The 15,669-nt window shown below is 40.8% G+C and carries 11 protein-coding genes; 3 read left to right on the top strand and 8 right to left on the bottom strand.

The genetic code is table 11. From position 1 onward, the window contains the following. The first annotated feature begins 113 nt into the window (after nt 1–113). Nucleotides 114–1,829, top strand: a complete 1,716-nt coding sequence (locus tag M3661_RS28400; protein WP_251490479.1) for a sensor histidine kinase — start codon at nt 114–116, stop codon at nt 1,827–1,829. Next, nucleotides 1,807–2,595: a response regulator transcription factor gene (locus M3661_RS28405; RefSeq protein ID WP_251490482.1), complete on the top strand. Its 789-nt coding sequence runs from the start codon at nt 1,807–1,809 to the stop codon at nt 2,593–2,595. Before M3661_RS28400 ends, M3661_RS28405 begins: the two co-directional genes overlap by 23 nt. 222 nt (nt 2,596–2,817) lie before the next feature. Here M3661_RS28405 and M3661_RS28410 read toward each other — a convergent pair whose 3' ends face one another. The 4 genes from M3661_RS28410 to ahlS all read right to left on the bottom strand — a co-directional run bounded on the left by M3661_RS28410 (nt 2,818) and on the right by ahlS (nt 9,684). Then, on the bottom strand, nt 2,818–6,570 hold the full coding sequence (locus M3661_RS28410; protein WP_251490484.1) for a YobI family P-loop NTPase: 3,753 nt from the start codon (nt 6,568–6,570) through the stop codon (nt 2,818–2,820). 350 nt (nt 6,571–6,920) lie between these two features. Next, nucleotides 6,921–7,097 carry a DUF3934 family protein gene (locus tag M3661_RS28415; RefSeq protein WP_072730031.1) on the bottom strand — a complete coding sequence of 59 codons (177 nt, stop codon included), beginning with the start codon at nt 7,095–7,097 and terminating at the stop codon, nt 6,921–6,923. Nucleotides 7,098–7,273: 176 nt separating this feature from the next. Continuing rightward, nucleotides 7,274–8,506 carry a copper amine oxidase N-terminal domain-containing protein gene (locus M3661_RS28420; RefSeq protein WP_251490487.1) on the bottom strand — a complete coding sequence of 411 codons (1,233 nt, stop codon included), beginning with the start codon at nt 8,504–8,506 and terminating at the stop codon, nt 7,274–7,276. A gap of 329 nt (nt 8,507–8,835) precedes the next feature. Continuing rightward, complete coding sequence (ahlS, locus tag M3661_RS28425) at nt 8,836–9,684, bottom strand: AhlS family quorum-quenching N-acyl homoserine lactonase (RefSeq protein ID WP_065292486.1); 849 nt, start codon at nt 9,682–9,684, stop codon at nt 8,836–8,838. A gap of 196 nt (nt 9,685–9,880) precedes the next feature. On the opposite strand from ahlS, the gene M3661_RS28430 reads away from it, so the two are divergent. Further along, nucleotides 9,881–10,285 (top strand): winged helix-turn-helix transcriptional regulator, encoded by a 405-nt coding sequence (locus M3661_RS28430; RefSeq protein WP_065292485.1) that lies wholly within the window; start codon nt 9,881–9,883, stop codon nt 10,283–10,285. Between the two features lie 171 nt (nt 10,286–10,456). Here M3661_RS28430 and M3661_RS28435 read toward each other — a convergent pair whose 3' ends face one another. The 4 genes from M3661_RS28435 to M3661_RS28450 form a co-directional block, all read right to left on the bottom strand. Continuing rightward, nucleotides 10,457–10,984 (bottom strand): DUF4241 domain-containing protein, encoded by a 528-nt coding sequence (locus tag M3661_RS28435; RefSeq protein ID WP_251490538.1) that lies wholly within the window; start codon nt 10,982–10,984, stop codon nt 10,457–10,459. A gap of 63 nt (nt 10,985–11,047) precedes the next feature. Next, on the bottom strand, nt 11,048–11,947 hold the full coding sequence (locus M3661_RS28440) for an HNH endonuclease (protein ID WP_251490490.1): 900 nt from the start codon (nt 11,945–11,947) through the stop codon (nt 11,048–11,050). An 887-nt stretch (nt 11,948–12,834) separates the two neighbouring features. Beyond that, entirely contained in the window at nt 12,835–14,184 is a 1,350-nt protein-coding gene (locus M3661_RS28445; protein WP_065292484.1) for an Nramp family divalent metal transporter, read from the bottom strand. Nucleotides 14,185–14,404: 220 nt separating this feature from the next. After that, nucleotides 14,405–15,619, bottom strand: a complete 1,215-nt coding sequence (locus M3661_RS28450; RefSeq protein WP_065292483.1) for a NupC/NupG family nucleoside CNT transporter — start codon at nt 15,617–15,619, stop codon at nt 14,405–14,407. Nucleotides 15,620–15,669 lie beyond the last annotated feature (50 nt).

The raw sequence follows: 15,669 nt of genomic DNA on the forward strand, positions 1-15,669 counted from the left end.
ACCAAGTCGGTACCTCATCGGGAGGGCCGGCTTGGTTGTATTTGGATGATCTTCTTTCAACAACGAACCAGTATAATATGGAATGAAAGGGCTTACCGACACTGGAGGGAGACATGGAACAGAAGAAGATTCGCACCTTCAAGGAGTCAACCCGTCACTTATTTCAGCTGTATGCGGTGATTCCGTTTTTGATTTTGATCGTGCTGTTTTTCATCTTTACGATCATTAATGGAAGGATGAATTTGACGCAAAAAACGACGGAGGCCGCCGAGTCGATCAGTGAATCAATGGCGAAGGTGTTTCAACAGTATCACGAGGAAATTAGTCGGATGGCTATCTCACCTGCCGTTATGAATTATATGACTTCACGATTAGGCGGCGACAAAGTGTATTCCGAATTCTATGACTTCAATAATCGGCAAAAGGTGAAGAGCATCTTCCATATCGTCGACACAGACGGCATCTTCCGAGCCAGCTCCGATTCGCCGGATGCACTCTACAACAGCTTCGCCTTCGGTAATCTCATCAACCGGATTGAACAGAAATCCGGCAACACGCTGACTGAAATGAACAGCTTCCGCTATTCCCATGATCGCGACACAAGCTACACCTTCGGCAAAGCGATCGTCAAGGACAAGCAGACGATTGGCTATATCATCTACCAGCTCTACGAATCTGACATGCAGAAGCTCATTTTCGAACAGAACAATGAGATTGCGATGATCACGGACGAGCATAACACGATCATTGCCACCACCAGCAATGTCACCAAGGGCGTATTGAACAAATTCAGTCCTAAGCTGGACAAGCAAGGACATGTTCTGTTGAACGACGGTACGTACTACATGTATACCAAGCGCATACCAGGCACACCAATTCAAGTGGTCACGCTCAATTCCTACAAGTCAGAACAATACACCTATTACACGGTGTCTGTCTTTATTCTCGCTGCGAGCCTGCTGCTGTGGGTCATCATTCATTTCCTATCGAACAAAATGTCTGCCCGCAATTCCGAATCGGTCGATAAATTAATTCTGGCCCTGGCCCAACTGCGCGAAGGGAATTTCAACGGCTATGTCGATATTCACACGAATGATGAGTTCGAGATACTCGGCGATGAGTACAATGTGATGCTGGATCGGTTGAAGGAATTGATGATGAAAAATAAAGAGCTGTCCGAGCTGCGTACGATTATCGAGGTCAAGCAGCTGCAATCGCAGTTCCATCCGCATTTCATTTTCAACGTATTGGAGACGCTGCGATACGCCATTAAGATGGACGCCAATCAAGCGCAGCAAATCGTTATTCTGCTGTCGAGACTGCTGCGATACAGCATCGGCAATGATCGGAGCGTCCAGTTGAAGGATGACATGAATTATGTGCGTGATTATTTGAAGCTGCAGCAAATTCGGTTCAATGAGCGGTTGGAATACCGCATTACCGTCGAAGAGGAAACCAATCATGTATACGTACCTAAGCTGCTGCTGCAGCCAATCATTGAAAATGCTATCAAATATGGTTATCAAAATCAAAGCAATGTGCTTATCGAAATCCGCATCTACCCTTCTGACGGGAAGCTGATGCTGGAGGTATGCGACAACGGACAAGGCATGGACGCGGAGACACTGCTGAAGGTGAACCGAATCCTACACAGCCAAAACAATACGACACAGCATATCGGGCTCTACAATGTTCACCGCCGCTTAGTGCTGCTCTACGGCGAGGAATCCGGCATCCACATCAACAGCAAGCAAGGGACTGGCACTTGTATAACACTAACAATTCCTTACGAATGGAGTGAAGGCGATGTTCAAGGTTCTGCTAGTTGAAGATGAAGATATGATACGCAGAGGCATACGCTTCAGCATTGATTGGCTGCAGTATGATTGCATCGTGATGGAAGAAGCGCTGAACGGACAGGACGGTTATGAGAAAATTTGCGAGCTGAAGCCGGATATCGTTATCACGGATATCAACATGCCCATTATGGACGGCATCTCCATGATTCGCGAGGGCTTGCAGCAGCATACGTTCAGCAGCATTATTATTTCCGGCTATAATGAGTTCCATCTTGCTAAGCAGGCGCTGCAATTGGGGGTAACCGAGTTCCTCGTGAAGCCGCTGGAGGATGATCAATTGATCGCCGCCCTAGAATCGGCCAAGACGAAGGTCGATTTGCAGCGCAAATATGAGGTCATTTCGAATCATCCGCAAGAAACCGAAGAGATACTGAACAGCAAATTTATGGAGAAAGAAACGAAGACTTCGAAGTATGTATCACAGATGATCGCGTACGTGCAGGAGAATTATGCGAAGAAAATCAGCATCCACGATCTTGTGGAGCAGCTCGACTTGAGTGCCTACTATTTGAATCAGAAATTCAAAGCTGAGACGAGCTATACGTTCAATGAGTTCCTGAACCGCTATCGCATCCAAAAGTCGATCGATCTGCTGAAATCAGGCGACAACAAAGTTTACAACATTGCTCACGATATTGGCTTCAGCGACTACAAGTACTTCATCAGCATTTTCAAAAAATACGCCCACGTCACGCCGAGCCAGTACCAAGAATATTTCGGGGATAAGCATGCTTAGTATTTTGAAGGGGAATTTTTATATTACTTCTAGGAAAATGTTTATTCCTATTATTTATAATTAACTATGACGGGATAGAATTGTTTCCATAATTAGCATCAGCGCGTACCATTCTACTGGATGCGCGCTGACTAAGAAAAGAAGCTTTAATATCAGGTTTAGTATAGTGAGCTTTCTACTGGAATACATAATTATTACTTCTTATTATCTATAGATAATGAATTATCTTAACAATGAAGTATGCAATTCACTAACTTTTTTGCGTCCATAAGCACGATAAGAATACTGGTCATCTTTGTCTACTTCGAATTTTGTAATCCAACTCTTCTTTTGAAAAATACTTAATATATCTCGATTTATATCGTTGACCGCAAATTTAGGACGTTTAAAATCAAATAAACTCAGTAATTCATCCTGCTGTAGGATCCTCAGACACTTCTTTGCTTGCGCTTCATTCATATTTGGAAGATGTAGAGCGAACAATTTCATTTTCGTGTCCTCTTCAATGTTACTTAATTCAAAAAGTTCAGAGAGAAGTTCAAAAGGTATAGAATATTCTTCAGTGATAATGTCTGTTATATACTCTATTGAGATACGTTTTATTTCTGCTCGAATATCAATACCTTCCTTAGGATAACCACTGAGCAAAAAAGGAATATCGTCCACATTCAAGTTGTGATTAAGAATGTGGATTTTCACTACATGGGAATATTCTTTTTGTCTTAATGATAGTTCTTCTGTAGTGAATTGAAGTAACTTAATCTTGTATTCGTCATTTACGTTTTGTTCTTCAAGAATCAAAAGCATTTCGTTGAAATCGAAGTTATCATCGGAAATAATTTCAACATACTTAGAAATATTGTACACTATGAACGATAATACTTGATTAGGATAATACTCTCTCATAAATAACAGTACTTCAGCTGTCATTTTTATGATTCTTAAATTAATTAAAATTAATATCTTTTCATCTGATATATCTTGTATTGCAAATGATTTATATGACCAATTAATTACTTTCAAAATATGATTGTACCTTTCATTAGATAACTTGTTACATTTAACAACAGAACTGAAAAACAACGAAGTAGCATTTTCTCCAAAAACTGTGTTGATAGATGCAGTATTAAAACATAATTCTTCGTTATTTCCATTGATAAATTCGACAAGGAACGTATCTAATCCATTTTCACTATGGAAATAATAAGTAAGTATATTGTCTTCCGTATAAACAACAAGATTCCTTTGTAATAGTAAACACCACAGTTCTGAGTTATTAACATCATCTAATCGTGTAATAACAGTTTGTAAGACACTAATGTATGTCTTCTTATACTGGTCTTCAATCTCTGAGTTATTGAGTATTTCAAGTACAGCTGATTCTTCATCTGCAATACAATTATCACAAACATCGAAATACACCGTAAGATAATGATTTATATTTTCTTCTACATACCGTGCTAATGGCTCATTCGGTTTAGAAATAATCATCGTATAATTTTTCTTTTTGAAATCAATACTTTCTGAATACCCATAAACAACTTCTAAAATTAACGAAATCCAGTTAAAAGTTAGTTGATATAGATTGTTCTTATATACTGCAGTGAAAAGTGCGTTGCTTGACCTTTCATACTCAATCCATGTAAATCTAACATCGATCAATAAAAGTCCATGAATTATTTTTTCGATGTTAGGATTATCAATGTTCAAGAATTTTTGGTTTGTAGATATATATTTTGAAAGAAAACCATTCTCATCAAGTACTTTAATATCCTCATCAGAAGAATAATAGAATGTATTGATTGCATATTGTTTTTTCTGCTCTTCGTCAAAGTCACTATGACTTAAAATACATTCAAAAACGTCGCCCCAAATATTATTTATAGCTTCGATAAAGAGATTTGTTTCTGTCTTTAATTCTAAAAATTCACCAATAAATTTGAAGTTATTGGTAACCTTCAGTTGCAAAAGAAAGCTTGACAAAAACTCGTTATAGCGCTCCTTATTCTGTAACAGGTAGCAAAATAAATCAAAATTAAGAATTTCGATTTGATCAAAATTTGAAATATGCAATCTAGAAAGAACCAGTTTCGGATCTTTAAGTGAATATGCATATTCTTTAGGTAGTTGATCAGTGACGCTACGTAAAAATATCTTATCTATGCGGCTTAAACTATTTTCATAGAAATAGGTCATGTAATCTTGATAGGTTTCATCAATATACCCGTTTCGAATCAAGTATTTAATAAGATCAAAGTAAGGACTCTCTTTAATCTCTTCATACTTATACTCAGTTCCTATTTCATTAGTGAAGGTCACGCCAAAAAATGAGTCAATGTTATCTTTTGTAATAAGATCTTTGATACGAGAATTTTGAATAATTGATATTTGTCTTTTTAAACTTTGGATATCTTCTTGAAGATGCTTAATTTGATCGCTATTCTTCCTTTCTATAGCTTGTTTTCGTGCATTATACACTTCATTTTGGGCAAGCTTATTGAGTCCCTCTTGTATGTCATAATTTCTTGTACCACTATAAGAATTATAAAAGGTTACTGCCTCCGGGTTATTTTTCATTGCACGAATAAATTCTACACGTGTCTTAAAATGGTCCTCTGTATTCCCTAATACTGACAGTCCGTCTCTGTTAGTTATTAAATAAACCGCATCCAATTCATCAACACTATCGAGAAAATCATCGTTAGTTTGTTGAATAAGCTCTTTAATATTTTGAATCTTTTTATTGTTGCTTTCAATTTCATTACATATATACTTACTTTTACTCTCAAATACTGTATGCACATATCCCCTCCCTAGCTGTAATTCACTGAAATCTCTCGGGAATAAGTTTTTATAAACAATTATAGCAAGAAGCTTGTTGCTTCTTAGGTCTGTAGATTGAATTCTACTGTTATAAATAATAAACTCGTTATAAATATTTTTAAGAATTCTCATATCATCAACATATAACGATAACCCTTGCAAAAAATTCTCGTCAAATAATTCAAAAATCTTTCCCTGCTTAAAGTGCTCAATAAATTGATTATAAGAATTAGAGCCATCAATGACCGGAACGATAGGTAGTATAAAATCAAAAAATTTTGTTCGATCTTTTGAAATAAAGATATCATCACGCAACAAATAGAAAAAACGAATCGGTTCTTTCTTATCCTTCACTCTATTAAAGTTGATAAGTGTATTAACTTCTCGTAACCTCTCAAAAATTTGTTTCACATTGTACCTGTCCATATCTTCAAAAACAATTACATCTGAACCGGAATTTGCGAATAAATATAAGACTTCATTTAGGTATTTATCAAATAATGAATCATCATTCTTTTCAAGAATTTCGATTTCTGCACTTTGCAGTTTTATCTTACGAAGAGTGTTTCTATATTTTTGAGATCTAATTGTCAGGTATATAGATCTGCATCCAATAAGTACACAAACAAATCCACTTAATATAGGTAACGCAGGGAAAGTGGTCCAGCTCAATATATTTTTAAGCCACCCAACAGATAGACCAGAAATTATTGTGCTCCACTTATCAAAAAATACAATATAAGCCAAGAAAGCAAGAAATGCTGTGATAATTAATGTATTTCCAATACACTTTCTAGTGTAAATTTTTTGCTTAACTTTAAAGTTAGTCTGAGGAATATTTTTGGGGTCAACTTGATGAATAAGCTGATTAATTATTTTCCCTTCCAGAATAGTTTCACTAATATTACTTTCACTATTACCGTTATCAGCTGATTTAAAATGTGCAAGAGAAATATGTAAAAATTGAAGATCCTTATGTGCCTTCTTGTAAGATTCAATGACACTACTTTTACCTGAACCATAGGCACCGGAAACTGCTACATTTTTAATATCATTGTTATTAAAAATAAAATTAAACGCTTCTTCATAAATTTTTAGATTCGCATTATCTATAGGGGTTAATTTTTGAAAAATATAGTCCCTATCCTCCATTCCTGCCTTCTCCTCCTCGTTTTAGTTATTAATGTTCCTTGTTACATTGAACCATATGGGTTTTGCCACTACATACTATATAAAACTGAACGACAGTACAAACCTCTAATTTGAAAGAGATTCATACTGTCGTTTATGACATTGAGGGTACAATCAATTAGCATTCCTTCTAAAAACTAAATTCGATAAATTTAACGTCATTTCCTCTTTTCTCTACAAACAATTTTGAAAGCTCGTCAGTTTGTTATTGGTGGGCTGCAATTCTTTTTCCATAGATTCACTGCTCATGGAAGAGAATGATGTATGGGGAACCCCTCCGTACTTTTCGGATTTCACGCCTTTATCCTTTATTACTTACTGCTTGTGCTCTTTGCGCCGTCCGACTTTGGCCCATTCGCTTTTTTAGTACCTTTGCTTGTGTAAGGTTTTGGTTTGTTTTTTGCTCTTCTTTCACTAGCTTGCCATCTAGTCCAGCCCTTTTTGTCCGTTCCTCTGCCTGTTCCGCCTTTGCCCTTAGCTTTGCTCATATAATCACTCCATGATTGTTTGTATATAGAGTTCCCTGTACCTGGGTGGTTTTAATCCTTATTTGCGACCTAAGAGCTAACTATATCAAAGCTAAGCATTAGAATCAAAGTCCCCTCACCATTGGAATATATGGAAGTTGCACGTAATAATAAATAATAACCCTATCTAGCTAGTTCTATTTCATAACCTGCCAACTTTTAAAATCATGAACAGCAAATCCGGCATAGCTCGCATAGCAGGTCAATTGGTTGTGGGCGGCTTGCAGCTCCTTTTCCATTGCTTCATTGCTCATAGCGTAGAAGGATGTCCGCGGACCCTCCGAACTTTTTACTGTCTCCACGGCAATGACAATTTGCTTTTTCAGTGTGGAGGCCTCCCTCAACATGGCTTGTGCATTTTCCACAATCCCGTTTTTGCCTACTGCATGATTCCGATAATTCATGATCACGAGGCAATCGAATTTTTCCAAAAGCCATGCGCTCATGCTGTAATCCGTCCCTGGCACTTTGATCGTATTCAGCCAATACGGAACGTCCATCGTAATTTTGAGATCGTTCCCCTTGGTTTCCTTCTCAATCAGTCGCAAGTTGTCCATCCAGCCTTCCAAAAGCACCTTATTGTCTTTCTTCCATTCGCTTAAGCGATAAGGCTCAATATCGAAATGTAGTCCCGCAAACCTTGCCTCCGCTTCGACGGACGCATTGTAGGCGCTGACCCAAGCAATGAATTTTTTTATCTTATCCTGGTTTTTCTTATAAGCCCATTCGGGACGTCCCTCTAGCGCCTCTACTTGAATCCCCTGTTCCTTGGCGCTGCGAACAAAGCTTTCATAGATCGCCGGGGCCATATCGGTATTAATTTGAAGGTAGATGGTAGTCACATTGCGTTCTCTAGCAAAGCTTATCGCCTTGTCTGAATCCCTTACGATCACTTGGCTGTCCCATATCCACGTCCCTTTTGGCACATTGCTGACGGCCGTCATGATGCTGACCTGATTCTGCTTCGGCTGCCATTCCACTTGAGCATGAAAGGCCTCGCTAATGAAGCGCAGCGGAACCATGGTGCGGCCGTTCTTGACCAATGCGCCCCCGCCAAATGTTACCGTCTTTCCGTTGACCTCTGCATGATTGTCGCCGATTCCCAAGGTGATCGTATCATTTTTATACAAAAACGATATTTGGTTTGATGCCCCATTCCACTTTGCTTTTGCACCAAGCTTTTCAGAGACGAATTTGGCAGGAACCATGGTCAGGTTGGTAGCAGCGTCCACATAAGGGAGTTCGTCCGGAAAGGCTACTTCTCTTCCATCCACCTCGACTCGAAGTGAAGAAGCATAGACGTTAGGGAGATTGAATCCAACACTCATACCTATACATATAACTGTCATGCATAAAAGCAATCTTTTCATAATGTGTGCTACCTCAGCTTTTCTATTTGTAGTTCTGACATACAAGGAGATTATAAAACGCAAAATTTCTGGCAACAAGACCCATTTCTGTGTGGGGCATATCGTCCTATTAGCATACTTCGCAGACCCAGAGAACAACTATTGGGAGGTCGCTTGGAATCCAGATTCCGTGTTTGACGAGCGAGGGGCAATGTTGTCCTTTTAGAAGCAGCAAGGAGTTCATCATCGGATGAACTCCTTTTTTACTAGCATTCAAATGGAGAATGATGCGGTGCACCACCAATACCCTATCATTTCATTGGAATGATGAATCCTATATTTGAAACCACTTACTCATAGTATCCTTCTGTTGACTTCCGAAACCCCTTGAACTGATTGGCATCATGCCCGAACCATACTTGGGAGTTCGTTCGTGTCGCAAGCGTACGGATACGCTCGACCGTACTCCGGTATCCAAGCAAGTCATACAGATTGCCTGGCGGTCTCACCGGTGGGCCATAGCTCTCTGCCGTATAAATGGTATCGGAAGCAAGGATGATTCCACCCGTTTCCGGCAAGTTGATTTGCAAGCCGAGCATGCCCCAAGCATGCCCACTACCGAAGTTCAGCAGCGTAATACCCTCGGCCAGTTCCAGTTGATCCTCTGTCCGCTTTATCGTTTTCCACTGTAGGTTATTTTTGATCCAAGCATCGATGTCGGCCCATATGTAGCCCCCTTCTTTTTCGTTGCGGGCATACGTTTGCAAAGCTCCGTTCAACTCATCCTCGTGAACGATAATGGTCGCGTTCGTAAACAGTTCCAGACATCCTGCATGATCTAGATGTAAATGAGAAGCCACGACATACTTGATATCCTGAGGAGATACGTTCAATTGTTCCAGCCGATTATGCAGATAACATTCCTCACTGGCTGTCCACGGAAAAAGCATTTGTATCGATTCAGCCCACCGGCCCTCCTTGCCCATCCCATTCGGATTGCAAGCTGTATCGAACAGAATCTTGCCCTCTGGATGATCAATTAACACTGTATAGATAGGAAACTCCACAAATTCGGTCGCCGCATTCGGATTCTGAACCGTAGCCGGATTATGCATGGCAATCAACCAGTTCTTATCCATGCTCATGCGGCCGTTATCCATCACATACAGCTTTGGACGAGCCTTGATCACATTTGTCATCTTCATTTCCTCCCAATTAAACAGCTAAGTTTTCACCTACATGTGTTTTCATTCGAAGTCCCTATTACTTTATGACTAAGAATGACGCCTATTCCGTTGATATAGACATACAATAATATATTTTATAAACTAAAATTACAAAAGTAGGCACTTTTTGGTGTCCAGGATACTTCAAGGTGCATAGGAGGGAGATCATTTGACATCTTCACCAACAACAAAGCACCCTGACATCTCGTTGGCAGGGTGCGGCTATAGCAGAGTACTTGAAATCATTTCGAACAAATGGACTTCACTTGTCATTTATGCCTTGGAGAACGGAAGCATCCGATATGGGGAAATGGGAAGGAGAATCGAGGGGATCTCTAAAAAAATGCTGACGCAGACAGTACGGAAACTGGAACGGGATGGGCTGGTTCAACGACATATTACACCAACCGTGCCTCCGGCCGTTGAATACTCGCTAACGCCCCTAGGCGAATCCTTGCTTCAGCCAATGAAAGAGCTAAGGCAATGGGCAAGGGCTCATTATGCAAATGTCGAAGCGTCAAGAGCTGCGTATGATCTGGCGAACGAAAAAGACCCTCAATCTTCCACAAATTAAAGTTATATAAATTATAGCTGGAAGATTCGTAAGATACAGATATGAAAAAAACAAGCATAATGACGTTCCATCTCTCGGAATATCATTATGCTTGCTTTTTGTTAGCTATCCTTACACTTTAACAGCAGACATTTCACGATAACCCGTTCAAGTAGTTGCTGCCGTTGTTTCTCATAAATCTGCGTCTTTAATGAAAATAATCTTAACTCCGATCACCTGATTCTGCCCGTTGACGGCATAATACGCCGCATACGCTCCATCGCCAAATCCTGTGCGAGAAACTACTCCACCATCCAGCACACCGGCCTCTTCACCGCTCTCTGTAATATCGCAGCAAGCGTAATACCATTCGCTGTCCGTATCATTGGGTTCTGTACTATCTGTAACGGCATCGGGAATTCGATATTTGCTTGCGTCAAAGATTCCGGCCTGTCCGCTATCCACTCCAATAATAAAGTTCCCTTTCACCCATTCAAGGGTCCCCAGCTTATCGGCAACCGAGTTATGACACGCTATGAGCTTCGCGCATGCTTCGCCCCAATCACGAACCTCTTTCTTGTCAACGTAAGCGTCCCAGGCTCCCTGCAGCACATTGCCCAACACACCCATAATGATCGTATTCTCATCCAAGTCATAGCATGGATCGGATACAACCAGTTTCCCGGAGGTGACTTCAAATTGCCCTAATGAAATCATGATCGTTTCTCATCGTCCCTTCTCATCATCTCTTAGTATGCGTATCATTTCTAACTAACTTCGTTACTAAATGTTCCTAAAAACGAATGTTCTATGGTATTCTAAAGCTTTTTGAGATGGATACAGAATCTGATTATTCGGTAGTCGTATTTCTTTTTCATGGTATCTTAAATAATAGTCTGATTTTAATAGCGGGCTTACTAATACTCGATAATCTGAATCTATAGTGATTAATCCAGCGTCAAATAAACGATGTAGATCAACTCGTAACACTATTCCATTTTGAATGTGATTGCTACAATCATTAATGTAGTGTTGAATATGGGCTCCTTCTAATATATCACGGCATCGTTCTCCAGTAATCGCACATTCGAAATGATATGCTTCTAAGACACTTAACCTAAATAGTGATTGCCCTTTACGATCTTTATTTTTGCTAACTTTATAAGAAACCTTCTGTTCATTGACTAAATTAAAATCAGTATATTTTATGTCTCCATATTCAATTGGATTGAAAAAATCATTTTCGAAATATTTCATTTTTACAACTTGTGGTGGAAAAGATATCTTATATTGTTCAGGCGAAAAGTACTTCTCTTCATCAAAAAAAATTGCATTTTCTAAAACAATGCACCCTATTACAGGATTATCATTTAAACGATCTAAAATAGAATTTTTTTGGACATATTTCGAACATCGAGACACTAATTCGGTTAAACAAGTTACTCCGTTTCCATTGCCAAACCTATTCCAAGCTTCTGTAGCAGTTAAATTAACATAATATTTAAAATGACCATATCCACCAATTTTCCTAATTGGTGACTTAAGCATGAAGTAAAATTTATCTCCCCTTTTCAGTCTTTTGACATTCCAAGGCGTAGGAGTCCAAAAATTAATTTCTTCGTGTACTACATTACTCTTCAAAAAATTAAACCAATCTATATCAGTCGGTGCAATTGAAATCAATGTATTTAAACCCCCACGATCACAATTTACAAAGATTAATCCACGATGATGTCATTGAGATTGTAGAAATCTTTTTCCCTTAACCCGTTCATAATATGAGCTGAACAATGGCGCTGTTGTTAGATTACTTCTTCTTTCTCTTTCTCATCTTCGGTTCCCACTTATTGCCGCAATTCATGCAAGAATTGACCAGCTTGTTGCTCCCTGAAAATCCCGTTAAGACCCCTATTAGCATAAAGAATAACATAATAATAGGGCCACCTATTGCAAAGCCAATGATGATCCCCAATATAGTCAGTAGGCATCCACCTGAAAATGCGGTCCCCACACTATACCCTCTTTGCCCCCCGACGATCTGCGTAGAACCGCATTTCTCACAGCGGACTGCATCATTACGTTCTATCGGTTCGCCACTCGTATGGTTGCTAGGATTGGATACTCGATTTCCTTTTAAACTTGGTGTTCTCCACTGGCTGCTGGATGATGTTCTAACACTTTGAGAACCAGCTGGCCCACTGGGTCGTTTCCCTGTTGAGGTTCGGTTCGGTCGTTGCACGTAATTAACTCCCCTTCTGATAAACATAATTCGATAGGAATAAGGTCATGCCAGCACTGCTGAGCTAGGTGCCTGTATCCCTACTTCTTTTCTCCTATGTAATGACCATTCTTAATGGTAAACAAATCAAACTCCTCTTTCAATCAAGTTTTTCCCAATTCCGATATTCATCGATTGATATCCATTGAATAAATAGTACCGAGTTATCGAGCTATAGAGTTGTTCAAGAAACAAGATACATACGCAACCTAAACGCTAAGAACCCGAGAGGAGCACGCTTTATCGTGTCACCACTCGGGTTCTTAGGCTTCAGCCTTCATGTTATGCAATACTATTGGAATGTCGTAATAATAAGCCAGATATTGAGAATCGTTAATACTACGGAAGTGACCCAGGCGAGAATAACGACCCATAATTTATTTTTAAATTCGCCCATCAGTTTCTCATCGCTCGTAAAGAGGGTCAAAGGAATGATGGAAAACGGCAATGCGACGCTTAGAAATACTTGTGAATAGATCAATAATTTCTCGACTACAGATTCCGTACTCCCGAACACGAGAATACATACAACAACCGGTATAATGGCCACAAGACGAGTAATCATCCGTCTAGCCCACAGCGGCATTTTCATATGGATGAAGCCTTCCATGATGATTTGCCCGGATAAGGTTCCCGTGATCGTTGAATTTTGGCCTGATGCCAGCAGAGCGACGGCAAACAATACACTCAGTACAGGGCTGGCAATCGCACCGACAATCGAGCTGTCATTCAGTGCGCGGTATAACTGCCCCAGCGTATCCAAGGAGCCGCTGTAACCAAAGAACAGAGATGCACCTAGAATGAGCAGTAAGCAGTTCACCACAAACGCAACGGTTAGTTGTATATTGGAATCGATCGTCGCAAATTTGACCGCTTCTTTGAGCGATTCTCGATTTCCACGATCATATTGGCGCGCCTGCACAATCGACGAATGCAAATATAAGTTGTGCGGCATCACCGTGGCGCCGACGATACCTAGAGCGATAAACAAAGCTCCCTCATTAAATACGATCTGCGATCGTGGAATAAATCCTTCAAGCATTTGCGCCACATTCGGCTGTGCAATAATGACTTCATACAGAAACACAACAAGGATCGTTGCAATCAAGGTAACGACGATGGCTTCAATTTTGCGAAAACCATATCGCGCTAGAATCAATAATAAAAACACATCAAGTACAGTAATGAATACCCCGACGAGTAAAGGGATATTGAACAATAAATTAAGAGCCACCGCACTGCCGATAACCTCAGCTATATCTGTAGCCATAATGGCCAGCTCTGTAATAATCCATAGGGCAAAGCCCCATTTTCTGCCTGTCTTCAACCGGGTTACTTGTGCCAAGTCCATCCCGGTCACAATTCCTAACTTCGCAGACATGCTCTGCAATAGCATGGCAATCAGACTGGAGATGAGAATAACCGACAACAGCAAATAACCAAACTGCGACCCACCCGCAATGGAGGTAACCCAGTTGCCAGGATCCATATATCCGACTGCGACTAATGCACCCGGTCCTGAATAAGCCAGCAGCTTTCTCCAGAAACCTGCATTCTCAGGTATCGGAACCGTATTATTAATTTCCTCTAAACTCGATCCATTTTGTGTTTTGTGAAAGAGTTTTCCTTTTCCTGATTCCATAATCAGCCCACCTTTTTTCCACGCCCAAAAAAGTTTCCTACTATCAACTTTTAATCATTGTATACTTTTTTCTGAAAATTTCAAGTGTTAGACATGCCTCATGCGCACTTTTTTATACGGAAAAGGCGACCGTTCCCTGTGTCAATCCAGAGAAGCGACCGCCTCTTCATTTCTTAGTATGTGCTATTGTTAAAAGATTACCTATTGTCTTACGCTAACATTACACGAGCATACCCGCAATTGCAGCACTCAGCAAGTTCGCAAGTGTTGCAGCAATGATCGCGCGGAAGCCAAGCTCAGCGAGATCCTGTCTGCGGGAAGGAGCTATACCGCCCAGACCTCCAATAAGCAGCGCGATGGCTGCCAGATTGGCAAAGCCGCACAACGCAAAGCTGATGATGACTACGCTCTTCGGAGACAAGCTTGCAATCTCAGGCGCGAACGAAGTGTACGCGACGAATTCATTCAAGACGAACTTCTGTCCGATGAAGGAACCTGCTTGCAGCGCTTCGCTCCATGGCACACCGATCAAGAAGGCAATCGGTGCGAACAGGTAGCCGAGAATTTGCTCGAGCGTCAATGCTTCAATGCCGAACACGCCGCCAACCCAGCCGATGATCATGTTCACTAGGAAAATGAGCGAGATGAACGCCAGAAGCATCGCTCCTACACCAGCAGCAATTTTCAGACCGTCCGAGGCACCGCGAGCGGCAGCGTCGATCACATTACGGGATTCCGTATCCTTGACCATCTGAACCTTTTCCACTCGAAGATGATGCTCCGTTTCCGGCATCAAGATCTTGGCCATCAACAAGCCGCCTGGTGCTCCCATGAATGCTGCCGCAAGCAAGTATTCAATCGGTACGCCGAGCATTGCATATCCGCCAAGCACGGAGCCGGATACGCACGCCAGCCCGCCGACCATAATCGCGAACAGCTCCGACTTGGTCATTTTCTCGATATAAGGCTTAACGACAAGCGGTGCTTCGGTTGGACCGAGGAAAATATTCGCTGCCGCTGACATAGATTCTGTTTCGCTCGTCTTGAGTACTTTAGACAGAAATCCGCCAATGATTTTCGTTGCCCACTGCATAATGCCGAGGTAATACAGAACTGCGATTAAGGAACAGAAGAAAATAATGATCGGCAGCACCTGCAGTGCGAACGTAAAGCCCGCCTTCTCTGCCCCGAGTATTCCGCCGAACAAGAACTGAATCCCTGCATTCGTGGAATCGATGATGCTCTGAACAACTTTGGACAAGTAGTTCAGCATCGTCTTGCCGAATTCCCATTTCAGTACGATTAACGCGAAAATAAATTGAATTGCGAACGCGCCAATGACCGTTCTCGGATTAATCGCCTTGCGATTTTTAGATAATGCCAGTGCTATAACGAGAATGCCTAAAATGCCTAGAAGCCCCCAAATGTATTGCATATACAGATCCTTTCTTCATCGAGTCTATAGCCAAGATTGTAATACGAAAG

It is taken from the genome of Paenibacillus sp. MER 180 (assembly GCF_023713665.1).
In the GTDB taxonomy this organism is placed as follows: Bacteria; Bacillota; Bacilli; order Paenibacillales; family Paenibacillaceae; genus Paenibacillus_B; species Paenibacillus_B suaedae.

What these genes read in the sequence shown, in the direction of transcription:
- M3661_RS28420 (WP_251490487.1), bottom strand. Translation starts at nt 8,506, where the DNA reads ATGAAAAGATTGCTTTTATGCATGACAGTTATATGTATAGGTATGAGT.
- M3661_RS28445 (WP_065292484.1), bottom strand. Translation starts at nt 14,184, where the DNA reads ATGGAATCAGGAAAAGGAAAACTCTTTCACAAAACACAAAATGGATCG.
- M3661_RS28415 (WP_072730031.1), bottom strand. Translation starts at nt 7,097, where the DNA reads ATGAGCAAAGCTAAGGGCAAAGGCGGAACAGGCAGAGGAACGGACAAA.
- ahlS (WP_065292486.1), bottom strand. Translation starts at nt 9,684, where the DNA reads ATGACAAATGTGATCAAGGCTCGTCCAAAGCTGTATGTGATGGATAAC.
- M3661_RS28450 (WP_065292483.1), bottom strand. Translation starts at nt 15,619, where the DNA reads ATGCAATACATTTGGGGGCTTCTAGGCATTTTAGGCATTCTCGTTATA.
- M3661_RS28400 (WP_251490479.1), top strand. Translation starts at nt 114, where the DNA reads ATGGAACAGAAGAAGATTCGCACCTTCAAGGAGTCAACCCGTCACTTA.
- M3661_RS28410 (WP_251490484.1), bottom strand. Translation starts at nt 6,570, where the DNA reads ATGGAGGATAGGGACTATATTTTTCAAAAATTAACCCCTATAGATAAT.
- M3661_RS28405 (WP_251490482.1), top strand. Translation starts at nt 1,807, where the DNA reads ATGTTCAAGGTTCTGCTAGTTGAAGATGAAGATATGATACGCAGAGGC.